Below are 17334 nucleotides of genomic sequence, written 5' to 3' on the forward strand. Positions count from 1 at the left end.
CCGCCACGTTATACGTCAACCCTTCAGGAATATTCCTGAAGGGTTGTTTAGTTATGGATATCTGAAAACATTTGGTAAAATAGTAGTGTACATAGCATTCCTAACTTTTACTAAGCTGAGCCAACTGTTGAGTACATGGAAATAAACTGAAATGTAATAAATGAAGATTTATTTATGAGATTTATGAGAGGAAGGATGTAGACAATGGCGGAATTGGTAAGGAAAAGGAATACGTTTTGGAATTGGAAATACGCAATGATGCTTTTATTAATCCCACTTGGTTTTTATTTTGTATCGTTGAAGGAGGACATCGGTTTTCTTCAACACATCTTCTTTGTAGGGATTATTGTTTGGCTTGCCTTTGTCGGAGTATTTGGCATCACCAACCGTTATGAAAGACTAAAAACGTATGGATTCTTATATTTATTTAGCAGTCTTCTCTTCGCTTATTTAGGACTTGTATTTATTTGGTAGAAATTGTTGTGTTTCTTAGTAATCCTCGTTATACTGTACATGAGAATGTATGTTCGGAGGGATCCAAATGCAACTAGTGCGTTGGAGCTACTCAAGAAGAAAAATGGTCCGAGGGTATTTTGATAAGTTTCCATATTCTACGGTTTATTTTAGACGGATTCGAAGGTTTTATATTGTGTACATGGTCGATTGGGATGAGAGCGATCCTCTTGTTTCTCAGGAAGATCGTGAAGAGATGCAGCATTTAATAAATGAGGAACTAGGTAGATTGAAAGAATATGAACAAAGAAAGTCGAGAAAGGGCTAACCCTCTCTCGACTTTTTTTGTATCAACCTTTTTAAACATAAACTCCCGAATGTGGGAGGCTAAACTTTGGGTACTTTTGAGGAGCGTTGGGACCGACTCGCTTTCCCTAGGAGTGTGGTAAGATTCCTCAGGAAAGTCGATATCGATCCTTCTATAATCCTGTCAAAAGTTGAACATGGTATTGAAGCTACAGTTATTTTTGATTTATGACATAGATTCCCATGCTGCATGCATACCTGCAACTCTACCGGTGACCATGGCAGAGGTAATGTTGTATCCACCCGTATAACCGTGGATATCAAGGATTTCCCCGCAGAAATAAAGGCGTTCCATAAGCTTGGATTGCATCGTGTTGGGGATGATTTCTTTTATTGACACACCACCGCCTGTGACGAAGGCTTTTTCTATCGGCTGAGAGTCATGAACATGGACATGGAAGTTTTTCAACATATGAGTGAAATTCCGTAATTTTTCATTTGATATGTTGGCAGACTTTTCATCCGGAGCTATTTCGGATTTCTCAAGAACAAAATCAAGTAGTCGTTCCGGCACCATACCCTTAATCACGTTCCTGAAAGTTTTCTTTGCATGTTCTTCCATCATCTTTTGTAGTTTGTTTAATAGAACATTTTCTTTCTCATCAGGTAGCGCGTCAATTTCGATGGTTACAGGACGATGTCCTTTCATGAATTCTTTTACTACATATTGAGAGCATCTTAGAATAGCGGGGCCTGATAAGCCAAAGTGGGTGAACAACATGTCCATCCGGTGGGTGACAATTCTTCTACCTTTTTCATTTAACACAGAGACATCCACGTCTCTGAGGGAGAGCCCTTGCAAAGTTTTGTTTATAATAAATGGATCTTTGGAAAGAAGGGGCACTTCTGTTGGGAAAAGCCGCGTAATGGTATGCCCCGCTTTTTTCGCCCATGCGTATCCATCCCCAGTGGAGCCCGTGTGAGGTACAGCCTTACCACCTACAGCAAGAATAAGGGACCGGGTCACAATCTTTTCCTTGGATTTTAAGATCACATGGTGTTCGTTTTCTCCGTAATGAATGGCGTCCACAGGAGTTTCTGTGCGAACTTCAATATTCAATTCGTCCATACGGTTCAGAAGGGCTTGGACGACATCTTTGGCCTTATTACTGACAGGGAACATTCGTCCATGGTCTTCTTCTTTCAGTGCGACACCAAGGCCTTCAAAGAAATCGATAATGTCATAATTGTTAAATACAGAAAAAGGGCTGTATAAAAATTTACCATTTCCAGGTATATGTTTGATCACTTCATCTTCTGGAAGGCGGTTCGTGACATTACAACGTCCTCCGCCAGATATAGCCAGCTTTGTTCCTAGTTTTTTTCCTTTATCAATCAGTAGAGTGTCGACACCTTGCTCGGCGGCAGCAATTGCAGCCATGAGTCCTGATGGGCCTCCACCAATGACAGTTACTTGGTAAGTCATGGATGTCTTCCTTTCTTAGGTCATTCGTTCCTTGTTCTTCCTTTATCTATGATAAAATAGATGAGGTCGATTCTACAATAAAATTGAAGGTGAAAAGCGAATTATGTCAAAGATACTTAAAGGTACGATGTTATTAACGGCCGGAACATTTTTGTCAAAGTTTCTAGGAATGATTTATACCGTTCCGTTTGAAAATATGGTAGGTACGGAAGGAACAGATTTATTCTCGATTGCTTACGTCCCTTACAGCATATTACTTAGTCTTTCCAGTATGGGGGTACCTGTAGCTGTCTCCAAGTTTGTTTCAAAGTATAACTCTTTGGGAGACTATGAAACAGGACGAAAGATGTTAAAAGCTGGTTTGACGCTTATGTCCATTACTGGTGTATTGGCATTCTTGATCTTGTTCTTTTCTGCAGAGCAGGTGGCTGCATGGACGGTTGGTGAAGACTCTGATCGCCTTGGACATGCCACGATGGTCATACAGATGGTCAGCTTTGCCTTACTTGTCATACCGCCGATGAGTATTACAAGAGGGTTCTTCCAGGGGCATGAATCTATGGCGCCTACAGCCGTTTCACAGGTGATTGAACAAATTGTAAGAATTGTATTCTTGCTTGTTTCTGTTTTTATTATTGTACAAGTTCTTCAAGGACCTATTCCACAAGCGGTTGGTTTTGCAACGTTCGCTGCATTCATTGGAGGAATTGCTTCTTGTATTGTCCTTTATTGGTATTGGAGAAAACGAAAGCCGTTTCTGGATCGTCAGTTAGAGGCTCAAGAGTACACGTATGGCTTATCCAACAAGGATATGTTCAAAGAGTTATTCGCTTATGCAGGCCCATTCATCCTAGTGGGGATTGCTACACCCCTGTATCAGCTTGTCGATCAGTTCACATTAGAAAAAGCAATTAAAGCCTCCGGATTGGAGTATAACAATGCTTTTTCAATCATCAATTTCCTGAGTCATAAATTAATTATGATTCCGGTCACACTAGGTCTAGGGTTATCGTTAGCTCTTTTACCGGCAATCACTCAGGCTTTCACTAAAAATGAGATGAAACGTTTGAATCACCAGATCAACCAGGCGCTACAAATCGTCGCCTTATTGATTATCCCAGCTGTCGTCGGTCTTTCTGTCGTCGCTTTTGAGGCTTATGGGACATTCTATGGGGTGGATGAGCTCGAATATCGTGGAGATTTATTACGCTGGTATGCGCCTGTCGGATTGTTCCTGGCATTATATACAGTAACTTCCTCCATCCTACAAGGGATCAACAAACAGAATTTTGCTGTCATAAGTCTTGGGACAGGGATACTGTTGAAACTGGGACTAAACTGGTGGCTCATTCAACTATTTGGAGCAAAAGGTGCAATCATTGCAACAGGCATTGGTGTTGCTGCAGCGGTTATCCTTAACTTCGGACGTATTTTCACTTCCATTGAATTTTCTTACCAACAGCTGTTTAAGAGGACGTTGCTCGTTTTGATTTTGACAACAATCATGGCACTCGTTGTGCTCTTGATCAAATGGGTGCTTGGCTTCATTTTAGATCCAATGGAAAGTAGACTGGATGCACTGATTGTTCTGTTCTTCAGTATTGGTGCTGGAGGTCTTGTTTACCTGTGGTTAACCTATCAAACAACACTGCTTGAGCGTGTCTTAGGTGATCGTGTTCGTATATTGGATAGATTTTTAAAAAGAGGATAAAAGGAGGTTTTGTCCAAGATGAGAATTGATAAACTTTTAGCTAATATGGGATATGGCACAAGGAAAGAAGTAAAAACTCTTTTGAAGGGTGGAAACGTACGAATTAATGGAAACCCTGAAAAGAGCCCAAAAACCCATGTGAACCCTGGTGAAGATCTAGTCACAGTGATGGGGGAGGAAGTAGAGTATAGAGAATTCATTTATCTGATGATGAACAAACCTGGCGATTTAATTTCTGCGACGGAAGATGCCCATGATCCAACGGTGATTGATATTTTGCAGCCTGAGGACCAGGTCTTTGACCCGTTTCCTGTTGGCAGACTGGATAAAGATACAGAGGGATTGTTGTTGATCACGAACGATGGACAGCTTAATCATCGACTAACCTCTCCCAAGAAAGATGTCGGAAAAACATACTTCGCTGTCATTGATGGAGAAGTAACTGAAGAAGATGTCAAGAGATTCTCTGAAGGCGTCACCTTGGATGACGGCTATCAAACCAAGCCAGGGAAATTGGTTATTCTCGAATCCGGAGATGTTTCCGAAATAGAGTTGACAATCACTGAAGGGAAATTCCACCAGGTGAAACGTATGTTTGAAGCCGTTGATAAGAAGGTGACTTATCTTAAAAGGGTCATGATCGGCGAACTTGAGCTGGATGATGATCTTGAACTTGGAGAGTACAGAGAACTGACAGATGAAGAGATTGACTATTTGATGGGAATCACAAACTTAGAACAGTAGACATCTTTGAATAATCAATCAAAAAAACACCCGGAATTTTTTCCGGGTGTCATCTATATCCTCATCTTCTATGATATTTTGACTTTCTTTTCAGTGATTGTCCATTTTCCACGATGCGGACTAGATACCAGCCCGTTATATTCCAAAATGCTTAAGTCCCTCTGCATAGTACGGTCAGTGATACCGAACTCGTCTGCTAACTCATTAGTCGTTACTGTTCCCCGGTCTCTAATATAGAGGTAAACAGCTTTAATCCGATTGAGCATGCGGGATGATGGATGATTCAAAAAACCACTCCTTAATCGTCATTGTATGGAACTTGTGGTGCATGTGTATCTCTGAAGTTGGTTTCATTCTACAATAATGAGACGGAACGTGCTACTATAATCGTTTCAATTTACAGATTATTCATCTAATTTACAAAATATTAAAAGTTAGGAGGCTGGACCGATGATGTTACTTCGGAAGATCTTTTTTAAAATGGTAAGAGTAAACAATACTGTCCTTTTCACTGCGAGCGCTCTTCTTATTCTGTTCTCAAGTATTTTAATTGTTGTTGTGGAAAAGGATACCTTCCCAACTCTCTTTGATGGCTTTTGGTGGGTGATGACAACAGTTACGACTGTAGGGTATGGTGACTATTTTCCGGTGACGGTAGCAGGACGTTCCATTGCGATACTATTATATGTCATAGGTATTGGACTTATTGGTATTGTGATAGGAAAAATTATTGATGGCTTAGCCATTTTCCGAAAAAAACGACTGGAAGGTGATATTGTGTATAAAGAGAGCGGTCATTTCGTCATTATTGGATGGTCTCAAAAGGCCCACTTTGCTGTAAAGGAAATGATGGAAACAAACAAGCAATGCAATATTGTCATCATTGATCAATTAAAAGAAGCTCCCATCCTTACAGAAAACATCCACTACATAAAAGGCGAAGCTTCAGACGAAGATACATTGGAAAAGGCAAACATATCTCAAGCAAGAGCCGTCCTAATCTTTGCAGATGAGCGGTTGGGGAATGAACAGATGACAGATGGGAAAACCCTCTTAATTGCTTCTTCTATTGAAACTGTAGCACCTAATGTTCATACCATTGCGGAGATTATGGAAGAAAAACATGTGAAAAATTTCAAGCATGCCCAAATCGATGAATTCATCGTTTCCAATGAAACAATTTCTTCTCTTGCCGTCCGCTCAGCTTTTAGAAAAGGTGTGTCCGGCATTTATGGACAGTTGCTTAAGAGATCGGTAGGAGAAGACCTATATTACATCCCGAAGAAAGGCAATTGGAGAACCTATCGGGATGCTTTTCAGTCTTTACTTGATGATGGTGCAACATTAATTGCTGATCGGAATGATCTAACTATTAATCGTAAATTAGATGAACCCATCCCGGACGATGCAGAGTTATATGCTGTATGTGATAAACCAACATATGAGAAAATTCTAAGTAAAGGAGAATAAGTATGGACTTTCATGCGTTAAGTAAAAAGTACGAAAAGGAATATGTAAAGAACGTGATGGAGTTATTGGAAATTCCTAGTGTATTTGAGGAAGATTCTGTGTATCCCTATGGAAAACCGATTCATGATGCGTTGGAGAAAATGATGAGTATAGGGCAAGATGATGGATTTATCATTAAAAACGTGGATGGACATGGTGGCCATATTGAATTCGGAGAGGGAGATGAAATCATTGGTGTTCTTGGCCATTTGGATGTTGTCCCGGCAGGTTCCGGTTGGACCACACCTCCCTTTGAACCAACCATAAGGGATGGAAAGTTATATGCCCGTGGTGCTCAAGATGACAAGGGGCCGGTGATGGCTGCCTACATCGCTCTGAAACTTTTAAAAGAGGAAGGGTTCGAACCGAAGAAAAAAATTCGATTGATTCTTGGTACGGATGAAGAGCGAGACTGGAAGGGGATTGATTATTATTTTAAGAAGGAGTTGATGCCTTCTCTAGGCTTCACCCCTGATGCATCCTTTCCGGTCATTCATGCTGAAAAAGGGTTGCTAGACAGCTATATCACCTATCCAGTACCTGAAAGTAAGGAAAAAACGAAGGTAGTTTCTGTGCATGGTGGTGACCGTTTAAATATGGTGCCTGATGAGGCAGTGGCTTGGATTGAATCGCCTCTGGATATAGAGAAGGTTTTCAATGATTATTCAGCCGAGTACAAGCTCGAAGGGACAGTGAAGTCTGCAGCCGGACGATATGAGGTGAAAGTGAAAGGGAATGCCGTGCACGCTAGCAAGCCGGAAGAAGGGTTGAATGCCATTACAGCTTTATTACGTTTCCTACAATCCCTTCCTCTGAATGGTGAGTATGAATCATTTATACAAAAGATATATAAGGCTTTTGAAACGACAGATGGCAAAGGGCTGAATGTAAAGCAAATGGATGAAGTGTCGGGACCTCTCACTTCAAACCTTGGTTCGATCGAAATGGATGAACAGACGTGTAAGCTTGGCTTCAATCTTAGGTATCCTGTAAGTGCAGATTATCGTGCCATTGATCAGAAATTAAAAGATTTTGCTGAAAAAAATAAAGGTACGTATGAGGTCTATGATCACTTGGCATCGATTCACCTGGAAAAGGACCATCCGTTTGTAAAAACATTGCTATCTGTTTATAACAAAGTTACAGGTGAAGAAGCGGAAGTGAAGACGATGGGAGGGGCGACCTATGCGAGAGCCCTTGAAGCGGGAGTAGCTTTCGGTGCTTTATTCGAAGATAGTCCGGACACCGCTCACCAAAAGGACGAACATGTAAGAATTACTGATATGATCAAAGCCATTGAAATCTATGCTGAAAGTCTATATGAATTGACAAGATAAAGAGAGGGACCACGCAATGCCCGAACAATCAGCGGAGAAGACATATCGTTTTATTCAGATGTTTTACTTTTTCACTTTTTTTGCCTTCGGTTCCATCTTTCCATTATTATCTGTCTTTTTAGAAGAGGAAAAAGGGCTGACTCACACCGAAATCGGTATGGTCATCGCAGCCCTTCCCCTGGTCACCATTTTTGTACAACCGGTTTGGGGGATGCTGAGTGACTATACAAGGAATCCGAAACGATTATTGATGATCGCTTCCATTTTCGCTTCTGTACTGGGATTTTTTTATCCCTGGTTGCAGTTATTCCCCGTCCTTTTACTAGGTATCATTTGTATCGCGTTGTTCCAGTCAGGAATTGTTCCTTTGTCTGACAGCCTATCATTGAATTTTGTCCAACGGAATGGAAAGGAATATGGCAACATCAGGCTATGGGGAGCGGTTGGTTTCGCTGTGGCTGTCTTTGTCTTAGGCCGGTTGACAGAAGCAACTGGATCGATGACCTGGATTTTTTATTCTTTTTCGTTAGGACTACTCTTCGCCTTAATCACGTTATTTGAATTTCCAAAGCGAGCCGATGAGGTGACGGTTTCCTTTAGAGAAGGATTACAAACTTTACTTAAAGAAAAGCCTTTTTTGCTTTTTCTTGTATCTAACTTTCTCATCTTTGGCCCAGTCCTAGCGAATAATTATTATTTCGGTACGTTTATTTTAGCTGTAGGGGGGACACTTTCTGGAGTAGGGCTTGCATTTTTACTTGCTGCTGGAAGTGAAGCTCCATTCATGAAATTCGCTCAAAGGGTCATCAATCGTTTTGGGGTCGTATTTATTATCATCTTCAGTGCATCGATCTCTTGTTTAAGATGGTTGTTTTATTATTTTGAACCTTCCAGTACAATCGTCTACGCAACGACGGTTGCCCAGGGAATCTCCGTTGGACTTTACATACCTGCTGCCCTCATTCTAGTACGGGAACTGGCACCCGATGATGTAAGGGTTACAGCTGTGGGTTTGTATTCAGCTGTCGGAAACGGTCTTGGGAATGCTTGTTTTACATTCATTGGAGGGTTGTTCATTGATCTTAGAGGTGTTTCTTTCATGTATGGCGTATTTTCTCTTATGACTTGTATAGGAATCATCATTCTTCTGGTCGTTAACAAAATGTTTCAACCTGAATGGAAGGAGCGTATGGCATGAGTCATTATTTTATTGGTATAAAAGTCAATGCTGAGATTAGTGAAAAATTGATGGATTGGCAGTCTATTTTACGAGGCACAATGAATTATAAAGATTGGACGGCAAAGGAAGATTTGCATATCACACTAAAGTTTCTTGGAAGTTGTTCCGATGAAACGGTTGAACGATATGTGCACCGTTTGAGAAATGAAAGTTGGCCTTCTGCATATCCGTTAACTGTGGGTCCGGCCGGGGGATTCGGTGACCAGGAGCGGCCAAGGGTTTTCCATGCTGGAGTGCAGAGGGTACCTTCCTTAATGGAGACAAAAGAAAAAGTGGACGGTATTGGTGAAGAGTTAGGCTTTCAAAAGGAAAAACGCAAGTTCAATCCGCATATCACACTGGCCAAAAAGCAGGCAGAAGGGGTGTCCCCATTAATAGACGCTTCCAAGGACTCTGTCCTATTGGAGACGTATGAAATGGTTGTGAACGAATTCTCCTTTTTCCGTATCCACCCTGGAAACCATCCTAAATACGAAACAGTGGCGACGATTAAAGGTGGTCAGAAGATTTAATATGGCACAACTAATTAAATTGAAGGATTATATTTCCAGATATGAAACGAATATCTATCAATATCCAAGCCAGTTTGTGAAATTGAAAAGTGACCACTGGAATAAAATGAAGAAACGGTTCGAACAAGGTTGGACGGAAGAACTAACAGAAAAAGGCATAAGAAGAGAAGAAAGCATGCCTAAAGGAATTAAAAATTTTTTCAAAAAGAAACCAAAAGAGGAACAGGAAACAAACAATGAAGTTTCGGTGAGGGAGCTGGATTTCCCTTCCTCTGAAGAAGACTTGAAGCAATACTACTTAGATGGTTTAATCCCTTTTCAATTGAAATGGGCGACGACCACTTTAAGGGAGAAATCGTTTCTTGCTTCCTCTTACAAAGAAAACAAGGATTTGAAGTATTTCTTACAACGTTTTCCGGATACCTTTCTTCTTATGTTTGAGCCTGTTGTGCAAATGAAAAATGCAGAGGTAGAGATTGACCACCTGCTTATAGGGCCATCAGGTATTGAAATCATCTCTATTCTTTCTCATCCAACCGGTGAATTGATCCATCCCGTTTCAGAAAAAAGTTGGATTATTGAAAAGGAAGGGGTGCAGAGCAGGGTGCTAAGCCCAATGCACTCCCTCCGAAGGACGGAAACATTTGTGAAAAGTGTACTGAAAAAATACCGATTGGACTTTCCTTACCGCAAAGTCGTCTTATCCCAAAACATGCGATTCGATTTGGGACAAGGACAAGTGCCCTATCAAACGGATTGGATTGGTAAAGACCACTACTCCTTATGGTTGCATGAGAAAAGGGCAGCTAGGTCTCCGATGAAGCATGATCAATTGAAGGTAGCAGAATGTTTGCTGAAGCATTGTCGAACAACTGCTGTTAAACGTCCAGAATGGGACATGGATGAAAATTTTATGGAAGGATGAGTTCCTTTTCCGGCACAGCCTGAGGTTTACCGATGTAATAACCTTGGCCAAAATCAACACCTAATCGTTGAAGCCATTCCCATTCTTCCTGCAATTCAATCCCTTCAGCGAGTACGTGGATGTTTAACTGTTTTGCCCGTTCCATTACATCGAATAGAAAAGCTTGATTGTTCACGTCTGTATGACAATTTCGAATGTAAGAACGATCAATTTTCAAATAATCCGGCTGGAGCAGGCTGAGCATCTCTAATGTGCTGTAACCAGAACCGACATCATCCAATGCCACTTTCATTCCTGAAGCCTTGTACGTTTCGAGAATGGACTTCAAATGTTCAACATCATCGATTTTCTCTGTTTCAACGACTTCAAAAACTAGGTCTTCTGGATCGATGTTGAATTCTTTAACGATTTGGAATGTGTGCTTCAAGCAAAATTCTGGGACATAGATCGTCGATGGTAAAAAGTTGATGAAGATCTTATCTCCTGAATTGAGATGTTCGGACTTTGCTTTTACCGCCGTCCTTCGGGCTTTTTGATCAAGCATGGATTGTAAACCAGAGCGGCTGGCGTATGAAAATAATTCCCCTGGTGGGACAGAAAGGTCTTTCGTCCGAAGTAGAGACTCATATCCATAAACGCGGTTGTTCTTCATGTCCACGATTGGTTGTAAGTGTGACTGAAAAAGCCCGGAATGGATCAGCTCCGCTAGTTCAGGGTATTGTAACCTCTCATATAAATGTCGAATGGATATCGGAAATGATTGAGAATTTTCGGTATTGAGAATATGTACCCAGTAATCTGGTATCGTCTCTTCAAACCAATCGACGAGCGCCAGTCTTAATTCATCTTTATTATTATAGGTGTATATTTTTGCCTCCGGACTTTCATAGGTGAGACGAAGCGGAAATACACTTCCTTCTTTATTGGAATGTTTGGAGTTCAAAACTAATGCACCCTGTTCTGGTATAAATACAGAAGTACCACAATATTGACAATCGGTAGCCAAAATATATTCCTCCTTTTTTACTAATAGTATACTAGAATAATAGGAACGTTGTATAATGATATGATCACATAGGTAGGAGAAATGTCTCATGTACATAATGATTGTCAATCCCGCAGCTGGTAATGGTAAAGCGATGAACCTATTTCGACGAATACAAAAAGAAACGTTATACAAGAAAGAGAATTGTCGGTCATTCCTAACTCAAGAACCCGGGCATGCAGAAAGGTTGGCACTTCAAGTGACGAAAATACACCATGAGACTTTAAAAGGTATTATTGTCCTTGGTGGCGACGGGACACTCCATGAAGTTGTGAATGGAATAAGACATTATTCTGACACTCCCGTTTGTTTTATACCAGCGGGTTCCGGGAATGATTTTGCACGGGGCCTGACCTTGAAAAAGCGAGGCCTAAAGCTGTTCCGATCCTATGTGAGAAATCCAAAGAAAAAAAAGGTCCTTCTTGCTGACTACATTCTTAATCAAAGGCAGAAGCAAGGAAGACGTACGTTTATAAATAGTATCGGCTTTGGGCTTGATGGTTTAGTAGTAGATGCAGCGAATGAGCAAAAATACAGATCTTGGACTAGAAAGTTTCACATCACTAAACTTACCTACCCCTTTGCTCTTCTTCGATCTATTTCGAAAGTCAAACCCATCCATTTTGAGCTTTTTCTTGATGGGAAACAAATCAATATCCACCAGGCTATGATGGTGACCATAACCAATCATTCTTATTATGGGGGTGGAATGAAGATTGCCCCGAAAGCGAAGATAAATAGTAAAGGGTTATCCATACTAGTGGTCAAACCGATTTCTAAAAAAAAGCTGTTGGCCATGTTTGTCAGCGTATTTTTTGGTTTGCATACGAGAATGAAGGAAGTGGAAGAGTGGAGAGCTTCCACTGTGCAGATAAGCTCAGAACAACCGCTGCCTTTTCAAGTGGACGGTCAAAGTGGGTCTTGCTTTGATTGCAGCATTAAGAAAGCGGAAACATCGACAACATTCTACTCGGATTGATAGATATCTCTTGAAAGTTGACAGAATGATGGGTTAATCTAAAATAAGGTAACTGTTGAATCGGTATCATGAAAATTTTGGATCATTACCAAAGTACGATATACTAGAACAACAAACAAAGACGTGATTCAATCACAAGAGGATTTGAGGAATTGAAGGTGAATTGGTTGGAACATATTCTTGGTAGTAATTGGACGATAACACCAGCAGGCGGTTCGACAGGAGAAGCCTACTACGCTCAGACCGAAGGAAAACGTTTATTCTTAAAACGAAATTCTTCCCCCTTTTTAGCCGTTTTATCTGCTGAAGGTATTGTGCCAAAGCTTGTTTGGACCAAACGGCTTGAGAACGGAGATGTAATCACAGCACAGGAGTGGCTGGAAGGGCGCGAACTTAAGCCTGAGGAAATGAAACATAGACGTGTGGCTAACCTTCTTAGCAAGATCCACCATTCCACAGAACTTCTTGATATGCTAATGAGACTTGGGAAACATCCGTTAACACCGGATGAAGTCCTGAAAGATATCAAAGAAAACCAAAAAATCCTGGATCAAGTCGATCCTCGTATAGAAATTCATCAAGCCATTAAGTTCTTAGAAAAACATGCTCACCGTGTCCACCATGATGTACACGTCGTTTGTCACTGCGATACAAACCATAATAATTGGTTGTTGTCTTCCAAAGACCAGCTTTACCTTATCGACTGGGATAACGCAATGGTAGCTGATCCAGCTCTTGATCTTGGCATGCTTTTATACAATTATATCCCTGAAGATCACTGGAATGTATGGTTAAAAGAATATGGAATTTACCCTGATTCTCATATGTATGAACGAATGAAGTGGTACTCTGTGTCGCAGGCGTTGGCTTTCATACAATGGCATCAAATGAGAGGCGAATACGATGAAGCTTCCATTCGGACAGAGAAGCTGAAAAAAATTATGAGAAAGCATGAAATCATATAAAAAAGTTCCATCTGAATTTATTCAGATGGAACTTTTTAACTTCATACATATTCAACTAAATGGCAGGATTATGGAAGACTTGATTTTGAGACTTTTATGGGAGCTTAGGGGCTCCGGGAAAAGGTTCGCTTTCCGTGGGCGAGTGATGAGCCTTCTCGAGCTAACGCTCTGCTGGGGCTCATCTACCACGTACTTCCCACAGGAGTCTCACCATTTCCCTGACCCCGTATCCATGGCCAGGGGGTGTTATTCATTATTTCAACCAGGCCAGGCTTCCTTTAAGGGGTGCGGGATGTGCTCACCGCTCTCCCTCTGAGTGCGAGTTATTCCCCGCAGCCCCCGCCGCTCAACAAAAGTCCCGAAACTTAGTCTTCAAGTAAAGGGAGCGATCGTGAAAGAGTAGAGAATTTGATGTAAAAAGAAAAACCGCTGCTTAGGCAACGGTTTTTTTTTTAGCTGGTGTATATTTAAGTTTCTTTTCTTTCACTTCAGCGCTCATCATTTCTGATAATTTTTCAAAAGGATATATAAATAGTGCATAACCTGCAAATAGTACAGAGAAAACAGCCAATACAGTCAGTTCAATCGCTTTAGAGATCATTTTCATATGTTTGATCATCACTCCTGTCTATTTAATAAGGCACGATACTAATGCTATATCAGAAAGCGCTTACAACCCAACCCCTTAAACCATTCATATTTCGAAATTTATCGTTGATATTCATAGTGGTGTATGATTAGCTCATGCATCGTCTGATATAGACGGTTTACATCCGTTTTCCCTTATATACCAAGGAAAACGAGAAAAATTTTTATTTTAAGCAGCTTCGTGGTACCATTTTATCGATAAGAAGGAGGAATCCATTACATGCGTTTAAGAAATAAACCTTGGGCCGATGACTTTTTAAGGGAAAATGATCAAGTTGTGGTCCAACAACCGTTTGAAATGAAAGGCAAATGGAAGGAGCTTTTTGTTAACCAAGAACAGCCCTTGCATTTAGAAATAGGTTCAGGTAAAGGTCAGTTCATTGCTGGTATGGGGAAACAGCATCCGGATATTAATTTTGTTGGATTGGAATTTGTGAAAAGTGTCATTGTCGGAGCTGTCAAGAAAATCCTAGCAGCTGAAACAACCAATGTCCGCATGGTTAACGAAAATGCGAAAGACCTAAGGGATCTGTTTGAAGATAACGAAGTGGATCATATCTACTTGAACTTTTCAGATCCATGGCCTAAGAATAAACATGAAAAACGCCGTTTGACTTTCCATACGTTTTTAGAACAGTATCAAGCCGTGTTGAAGGAAGAAGGTCAAGTTACATTGAAGACAGATAATAAAGGACTCTTTGAGTACTCTCTCGTAAGTTTCTCAAATTACGGGATGATATTGGAAGATGTCTCAGTGGACTTGCATGCAGATGAAGATCCTTTAAATGTGGAGACGGAATATGAAGAAAAATTCTCCGCAAAAGGGCAGCCCATCTATCGTTGCACCGCACGTTTCCCTGGATGATACCGTTTTCATTAGCTCTAGTTATTGTGATAAACTAGAGCTATCTTTGGTATTGGGAGGAGATTACGGTGGAAAAACTGAAAGTGGGACGGGCTTCATTGACCTGGTTGAATGGTGGGGTGACTCATATGGATGGGGGAGCTATGTTCGGAGTAGTTCCGAAACCATTATGGAGCAAAAAATACCCTGTCAATGAAAACAATCAAATAGAATTGCGAACAGATCCGATTTTGTTAGAGGTTGATGGGAAAAAGATGCTGGTCGATTCAGGAATAGGAAATGACAAGATGTCTGATAAGCAAAAACGTAATTTTGGAGTTTGGGAAGAGTCTTCCATCCTTCGTTGTTTAGATAGCTTAAATATAAAGCCGGAAGAGATCGATGCCTTGCTTATGACTCATATGCACTTTGATCATGCTTGTGGAATGACGAGATGGGAAGGTGATGAGCTCGTTCCTACTTTTCCTAACGCGACCATCTACACAAGCAAAGTGGAATGGAACGAAATGCGCCATCCAAATATGAGGTCAAAAAATACGTACTGGCAGGCGAATTGGGAAGCTGTCGAAGGAAAGGTACATACGTTTGAACGTTCCTTGGATGTGTTGCCTGGTTTGAAGATGATGCATACAAGTGGCCATAGCCATGGACACTCCATCATCACTTTTGAAGATGGGGATGATGTATTCATTCACATGGCAGACCTTATGCCAACGCATGCACACCAAAATCCGCTCTGGGCCCTCGCGTATGATGATTATCCAGTAACCTCTGTACATGAGAAGAAGAAGTGGATGGAGTATGGGTATCAACGGCGTGCGTGGTATGTTTTTTACCATGATGCTGTGTACAGAGCGTTGAAGTTTGATGAGGAAGGACAAGTTTTGGACAAGCTAAAGGAGAAGGAACACCACTATCAATAAAAAATACCCTCGAGACCGAGGGTATTTTTTATGTTTAAGCTGTAGTTTCGGCAACGTCAACAATTGTTCCTGTTTCTGTATCGATGTAAAATTCAAATTGAGATGTTTCTCCGTCCTGGTTTTTAGAAATACCTCCACGGTACACATCATAATTAATTCCATTCTTGTTCAATTCTTCCGGCTTCATGTAAATCCATGAACCACTGATCGGTCCTTGCTTTTTAAAAGCTTCTTTAGCAATCTTTAATGCTTTTTCAGGAGTCACTCCTTGGCCATTACTCAATTGCTCTTTTACTACATAGCCTGCTAATGCTCCTACACCAGCTGCTAGTGCGACTTTTTTCCAGTTCATAACCAATCACCTCACAACTTATTTCTAACCCACAGTATACTAAATATTCCCGATAAAAGGAAATCAAAACTTATAAACACGACACATTTGTAGAAACGTTTTCAAAATTCCGTTAAACTATGGAAAGAAGGAAAAAAAGGAGATGTACATATGAATCAAGAAACGCAAAGTCTTTTTAAAACATTGACAGAACTCCCGGGCGCACCTGGGAATGAACACCTTGTTCGACAGTTTATGAGACAGGAACTTGAAAAGTACTCAGATGAAATTGTACAAGACCGTTTGGGCGGCGTTTTTGGATTGAAGAATGGGAAAGGACCTACCGTCATGGTGGCAGGTCATATGGATGAAGTAGGTTTCATGGTTACGCAAATTACGGATAACGGTATGCTTCGCTTCCAAACCCTTGGAGGTTGGTGGAATCAGGTCATGCTTGCCCAGCGTGTTCAGGTCATGACAGATAAAGGGCCCGTAGTCGGAGTGATCGGCTCCATCCCTCCCCATAATTTGACACCTGAACAACGGAAAAAACCGATGGAAATTAAAAATATGCTCATTGATATTGGTGCGGATGACAAAGACGATGCTAAGGAAATCGGAATTAAGCCAGGACAGCCGATTGTGCCGATTTGTCCATTCACGCCAATGGCTAATGAAAAGAAAGTGCTGGCAAAAGCATGGGACAACCGTTATGGTTGCGGCCTTTCCATTGAGCTATTAAAAGAGTTGCAAGGAGAAAAGGTTCCGAACAAACTTTATTCAGGTGCTACAGTTCAGGAAGAAGTTGGACTGCGAGGAGCACAGGTAGCAGCTAATATGATTCAGCCAGATATTTTTTATGCGCTGGATGCTTCACCTGCTAATGATATGAGTGGGGATAAGAAGGAGTTTGGCCAGTTAGGTAAAGGGGCCCTCTTAAGAATTCTCGATCGTTCAATGGTGACACATAGAGGGATCCGTGAATTTATACTCGATACTGCTGAAACTCATGATATTCCTTATCAGTATTTTGTTTCTCAAGGGGGAACGGATGCAGGAAGAGTTCATATGGCGAACGATGGGGTTCCATCCGCGGTCGTTGGTATATGTTCCCGTTACATCCATACATCTTCTTCCATTATTCATGTAGACGACTATGCAGCGGCGAAAGAGCTTCTAGTCAAACTGGTAAAAACAACAGATCAAAATACCGTGGACCAAATCAGAAGAAATGTGTAATAGAAATGGAAGTCACGCCAGCTGATTTCAGCCGGCGTGACTTTATGCTAAAATTGGTGAACAGGTCCCATTGATCTTGTATGAAGTCCTCAATCAAGAGAAATAATGGCAATAAA

At 41.1% G+C, this 17334-nt stretch carries 19 protein-coding genes; 14 read left to right on the top strand and 5 right to left on the bottom strand.

Going from position 1 to position 17334, the window contains the following annotated elements; translation table 11 throughout:
- Positions 1 to 204: 204 nt before the first annotated feature.
- Together HFA01_RS00005 and HFA01_RS00010 are read left to right on the top strand one after the other, a co-directional pair.
- Positions 205 to 474 carry a hypothetical protein gene (locus HFA01_RS00005; protein WP_146812524.1) on the top strand — a complete coding sequence of 90 codons (270 nt, stop codon included), beginning with the start codon at positions 205 to 207 and terminating at the stop codon, positions 472 to 474.
- A gap of 67 nt (positions 475 to 541) precedes the next feature.
- On the top strand, positions 542 to 781 hold the full coding sequence (locus tag HFA01_RS00010; protein ID WP_246139229.1) for a protein YuzH: 240 nt from the start codon (positions 542 to 544) through the stop codon (positions 779 to 781).
- Positions 782 to 985: 204 nt separating this feature from the next.
- Here the strand turns inward: HFA01_RS00010 and HFA01_RS00015 are convergent, their stop codons facing one another.
- On the bottom strand, positions 986 to 2245 hold the full coding sequence (locus tag HFA01_RS00015) for a BaiN/RdsA family NAD(P)/FAD-dependent oxidoreductase (protein WP_146812525.1): 1260 nt from the start codon (positions 2243 to 2245) through the stop codon (positions 986 to 988).
- Between the two features lie 103 nt (positions 2246 to 2348).
- Here HFA01_RS00015 and HFA01_RS00020 point away from each other — a divergent pair, with 103 nt between their 5' ends.
- Complete coding sequence (locus tag HFA01_RS00020) at positions 2349 to 3956, top strand: putative polysaccharide biosynthesis protein (RefSeq protein ID WP_146812526.1); 1608 nt, start codon at positions 2349 to 2351, stop codon at positions 3954 to 3956.
- Between the two features lie 18 nt (positions 3957 to 3974).
- The gene (locus HFA01_RS00025) at positions 3975 to 4700 is read left to right on the top strand and encodes a pseudouridine synthase (protein ID WP_146812527.1); all 726 of its coding nucleotides are present in this window, start codon (positions 3975 to 3977) and stop codon (positions 4698 to 4700) included.
- Positions 4701 to 4768: 68 nt separating this feature from the next.
- Here the strand turns inward: HFA01_RS00025 and HFA01_RS00030 are convergent, their stop codons facing one another.
- Positions 4769 to 4966: a DeoR family transcriptional regulator gene (locus HFA01_RS00030; RefSeq protein ID WP_371860294.1), complete on the bottom strand. Its 198-nt coding sequence runs from the start codon at positions 4964 to 4966 to the stop codon at positions 4769 to 4771.
- Positions 4967 to 5150: 184 nt separating this feature from the next.
- Between HFA01_RS00030 and HFA01_RS00035 the strand changes: the two genes are divergently transcribed.
- From HFA01_RS00035 to HFA01_RS00055, 5 genes are read left to right on the top strand one after another with little or no spacing between them, the layout of a single operon-like run.
- Positions 5151 to 6170, top strand: coding sequence for a potassium channel family protein (locus HFA01_RS00035; protein WP_146812528.1), 1020 nt, complete (start codon positions 5151 to 5153; stop codon positions 6168 to 6170).
- 2 nt (positions 6171 to 6172) lie between these two features.
- Complete coding sequence (gene pepV, locus HFA01_RS00040) at positions 6173 to 7546, top strand: dipeptidase PepV (protein ID WP_146812529.1); 1374 nt, start codon at positions 6173 to 6175, stop codon at positions 7544 to 7546.
- A 16-nt stretch (positions 7547 to 7562) separates the two neighbouring features.
- A complete protein-coding gene (locus HFA01_RS00045; protein ID WP_146812530.1) occupies positions 7563 to 8744 on the top strand; it encodes an MFS transporter in 1182 nt (393 codons plus the stop codon).
- A complete protein-coding gene (thpR, locus tag HFA01_RS00050) occupies positions 8741 to 9298 on the top strand; it encodes an RNA 2',3'-cyclic phosphodiesterase (protein ID WP_167506120.1) in 558 nt (185 codons plus the stop codon). The genes HFA01_RS00045 and thpR overlap by 4 nt, the downstream gene beginning before the upstream one ends.
- A 1-nt stretch (position 9299) precedes the next feature.
- Entirely contained in the window at positions 9300 to 10223 is a 924-nt protein-coding gene (locus HFA01_RS00055; protein WP_146812532.1) for an NERD domain-containing protein, read from the top strand.
- Here the strand turns inward: HFA01_RS00055 and HFA01_RS00060 are convergent.
- Complete coding sequence (locus tag HFA01_RS00060; protein ID WP_146812533.1) at positions 10210 to 11229, bottom strand: EAL domain-containing protein; 1020 nt, start codon at positions 11227 to 11229, stop codon at positions 10210 to 10212. The genes HFA01_RS00055 and HFA01_RS00060 overlap by 14 nt on opposite strands.
- Positions 11230 to 11317: 88 nt before the next feature.
- Between HFA01_RS00060 and HFA01_RS00065 the strand changes: the two genes are divergently transcribed.
- Positions 11318 to 12247 carry a diacylglycerol/lipid kinase family protein gene (locus tag HFA01_RS00065; RefSeq protein ID WP_146812534.1) on the top strand — a complete coding sequence of 310 codons (930 nt, stop codon included), beginning with the start codon at positions 11318 to 11320 and terminating at the stop codon, positions 12245 to 12247.
- A 158-nt stretch (positions 12248 to 12405) separates the two neighbouring features.
- Positions 12406 to 13212, top strand: a complete 807-nt coding sequence (locus HFA01_RS00070) for a phosphotransferase family protein (protein ID WP_174787796.1) — start codon at positions 12406 to 12408, stop codon at positions 13210 to 13212.
- A gap of 433 nt (positions 13213 to 13645) precedes the next feature.
- Here the strand turns inward: HFA01_RS00070 and HFA01_RS18745 are convergent, their stop codons facing one another.
- Positions 13646 to 13819: a hypothetical protein gene (locus tag HFA01_RS18745; protein ID WP_167506119.1), complete on the bottom strand. Its 174-nt coding sequence runs from the start codon at positions 13817 to 13819 to the stop codon at positions 13646 to 13648.
- 261 nt (positions 13820 to 14080) lie between these two features.
- Between HFA01_RS18745 and trmB the strand changes: the two genes are divergently transcribed.
- On the top strand, positions 14081 to 14725 hold the full coding sequence (gene trmB, locus HFA01_RS00075; protein WP_146812535.1) for a tRNA (guanosine(46)-N7)-methyltransferase TrmB: 645 nt from the start codon (positions 14081 to 14083) through the stop codon (positions 14723 to 14725).
- 68 nt (positions 14726 to 14793) lie between these two features.
- Complete coding sequence (locus tag HFA01_RS00080; protein WP_146812536.1) at positions 14794 to 15648, top strand: YtnP family quorum-quenching lactonase; 855 nt, start codon at positions 14794 to 14796, stop codon at positions 15646 to 15648.
- Between the two features lie 34 nt (positions 15649 to 15682).
- Here HFA01_RS00080 and HFA01_RS00085 read toward each other — a convergent pair whose 3' ends face one another.
- Positions 15683 to 16000: a PepSY domain-containing protein gene (locus HFA01_RS00085; protein ID WP_075034533.1), complete on the bottom strand. Its 318-nt coding sequence runs from the start codon at positions 15998 to 16000 to the stop codon at positions 15683 to 15685.
- Positions 16001 to 16150: 150 nt separating this feature from the next.
- On the opposite strand from HFA01_RS00085, the gene HFA01_RS00090 reads away from it, so the two are divergent.
- Entirely contained in the window at positions 16151 to 17218 is a 1068-nt protein-coding gene (locus tag HFA01_RS00090) for a M42 family metallopeptidase (protein WP_146812537.1), read from the top strand.
- Positions 17219 to 17334: the final 116 nt, after the last annotated feature.

This window comes from Halobacillus faecis (assembly GCF_007991335.1).
Taxonomy (GTDB): Bacteria; Bacillota; Bacilli; order Bacillales; family Halobacillaceae; genus Halobacillus; species Halobacillus faecis.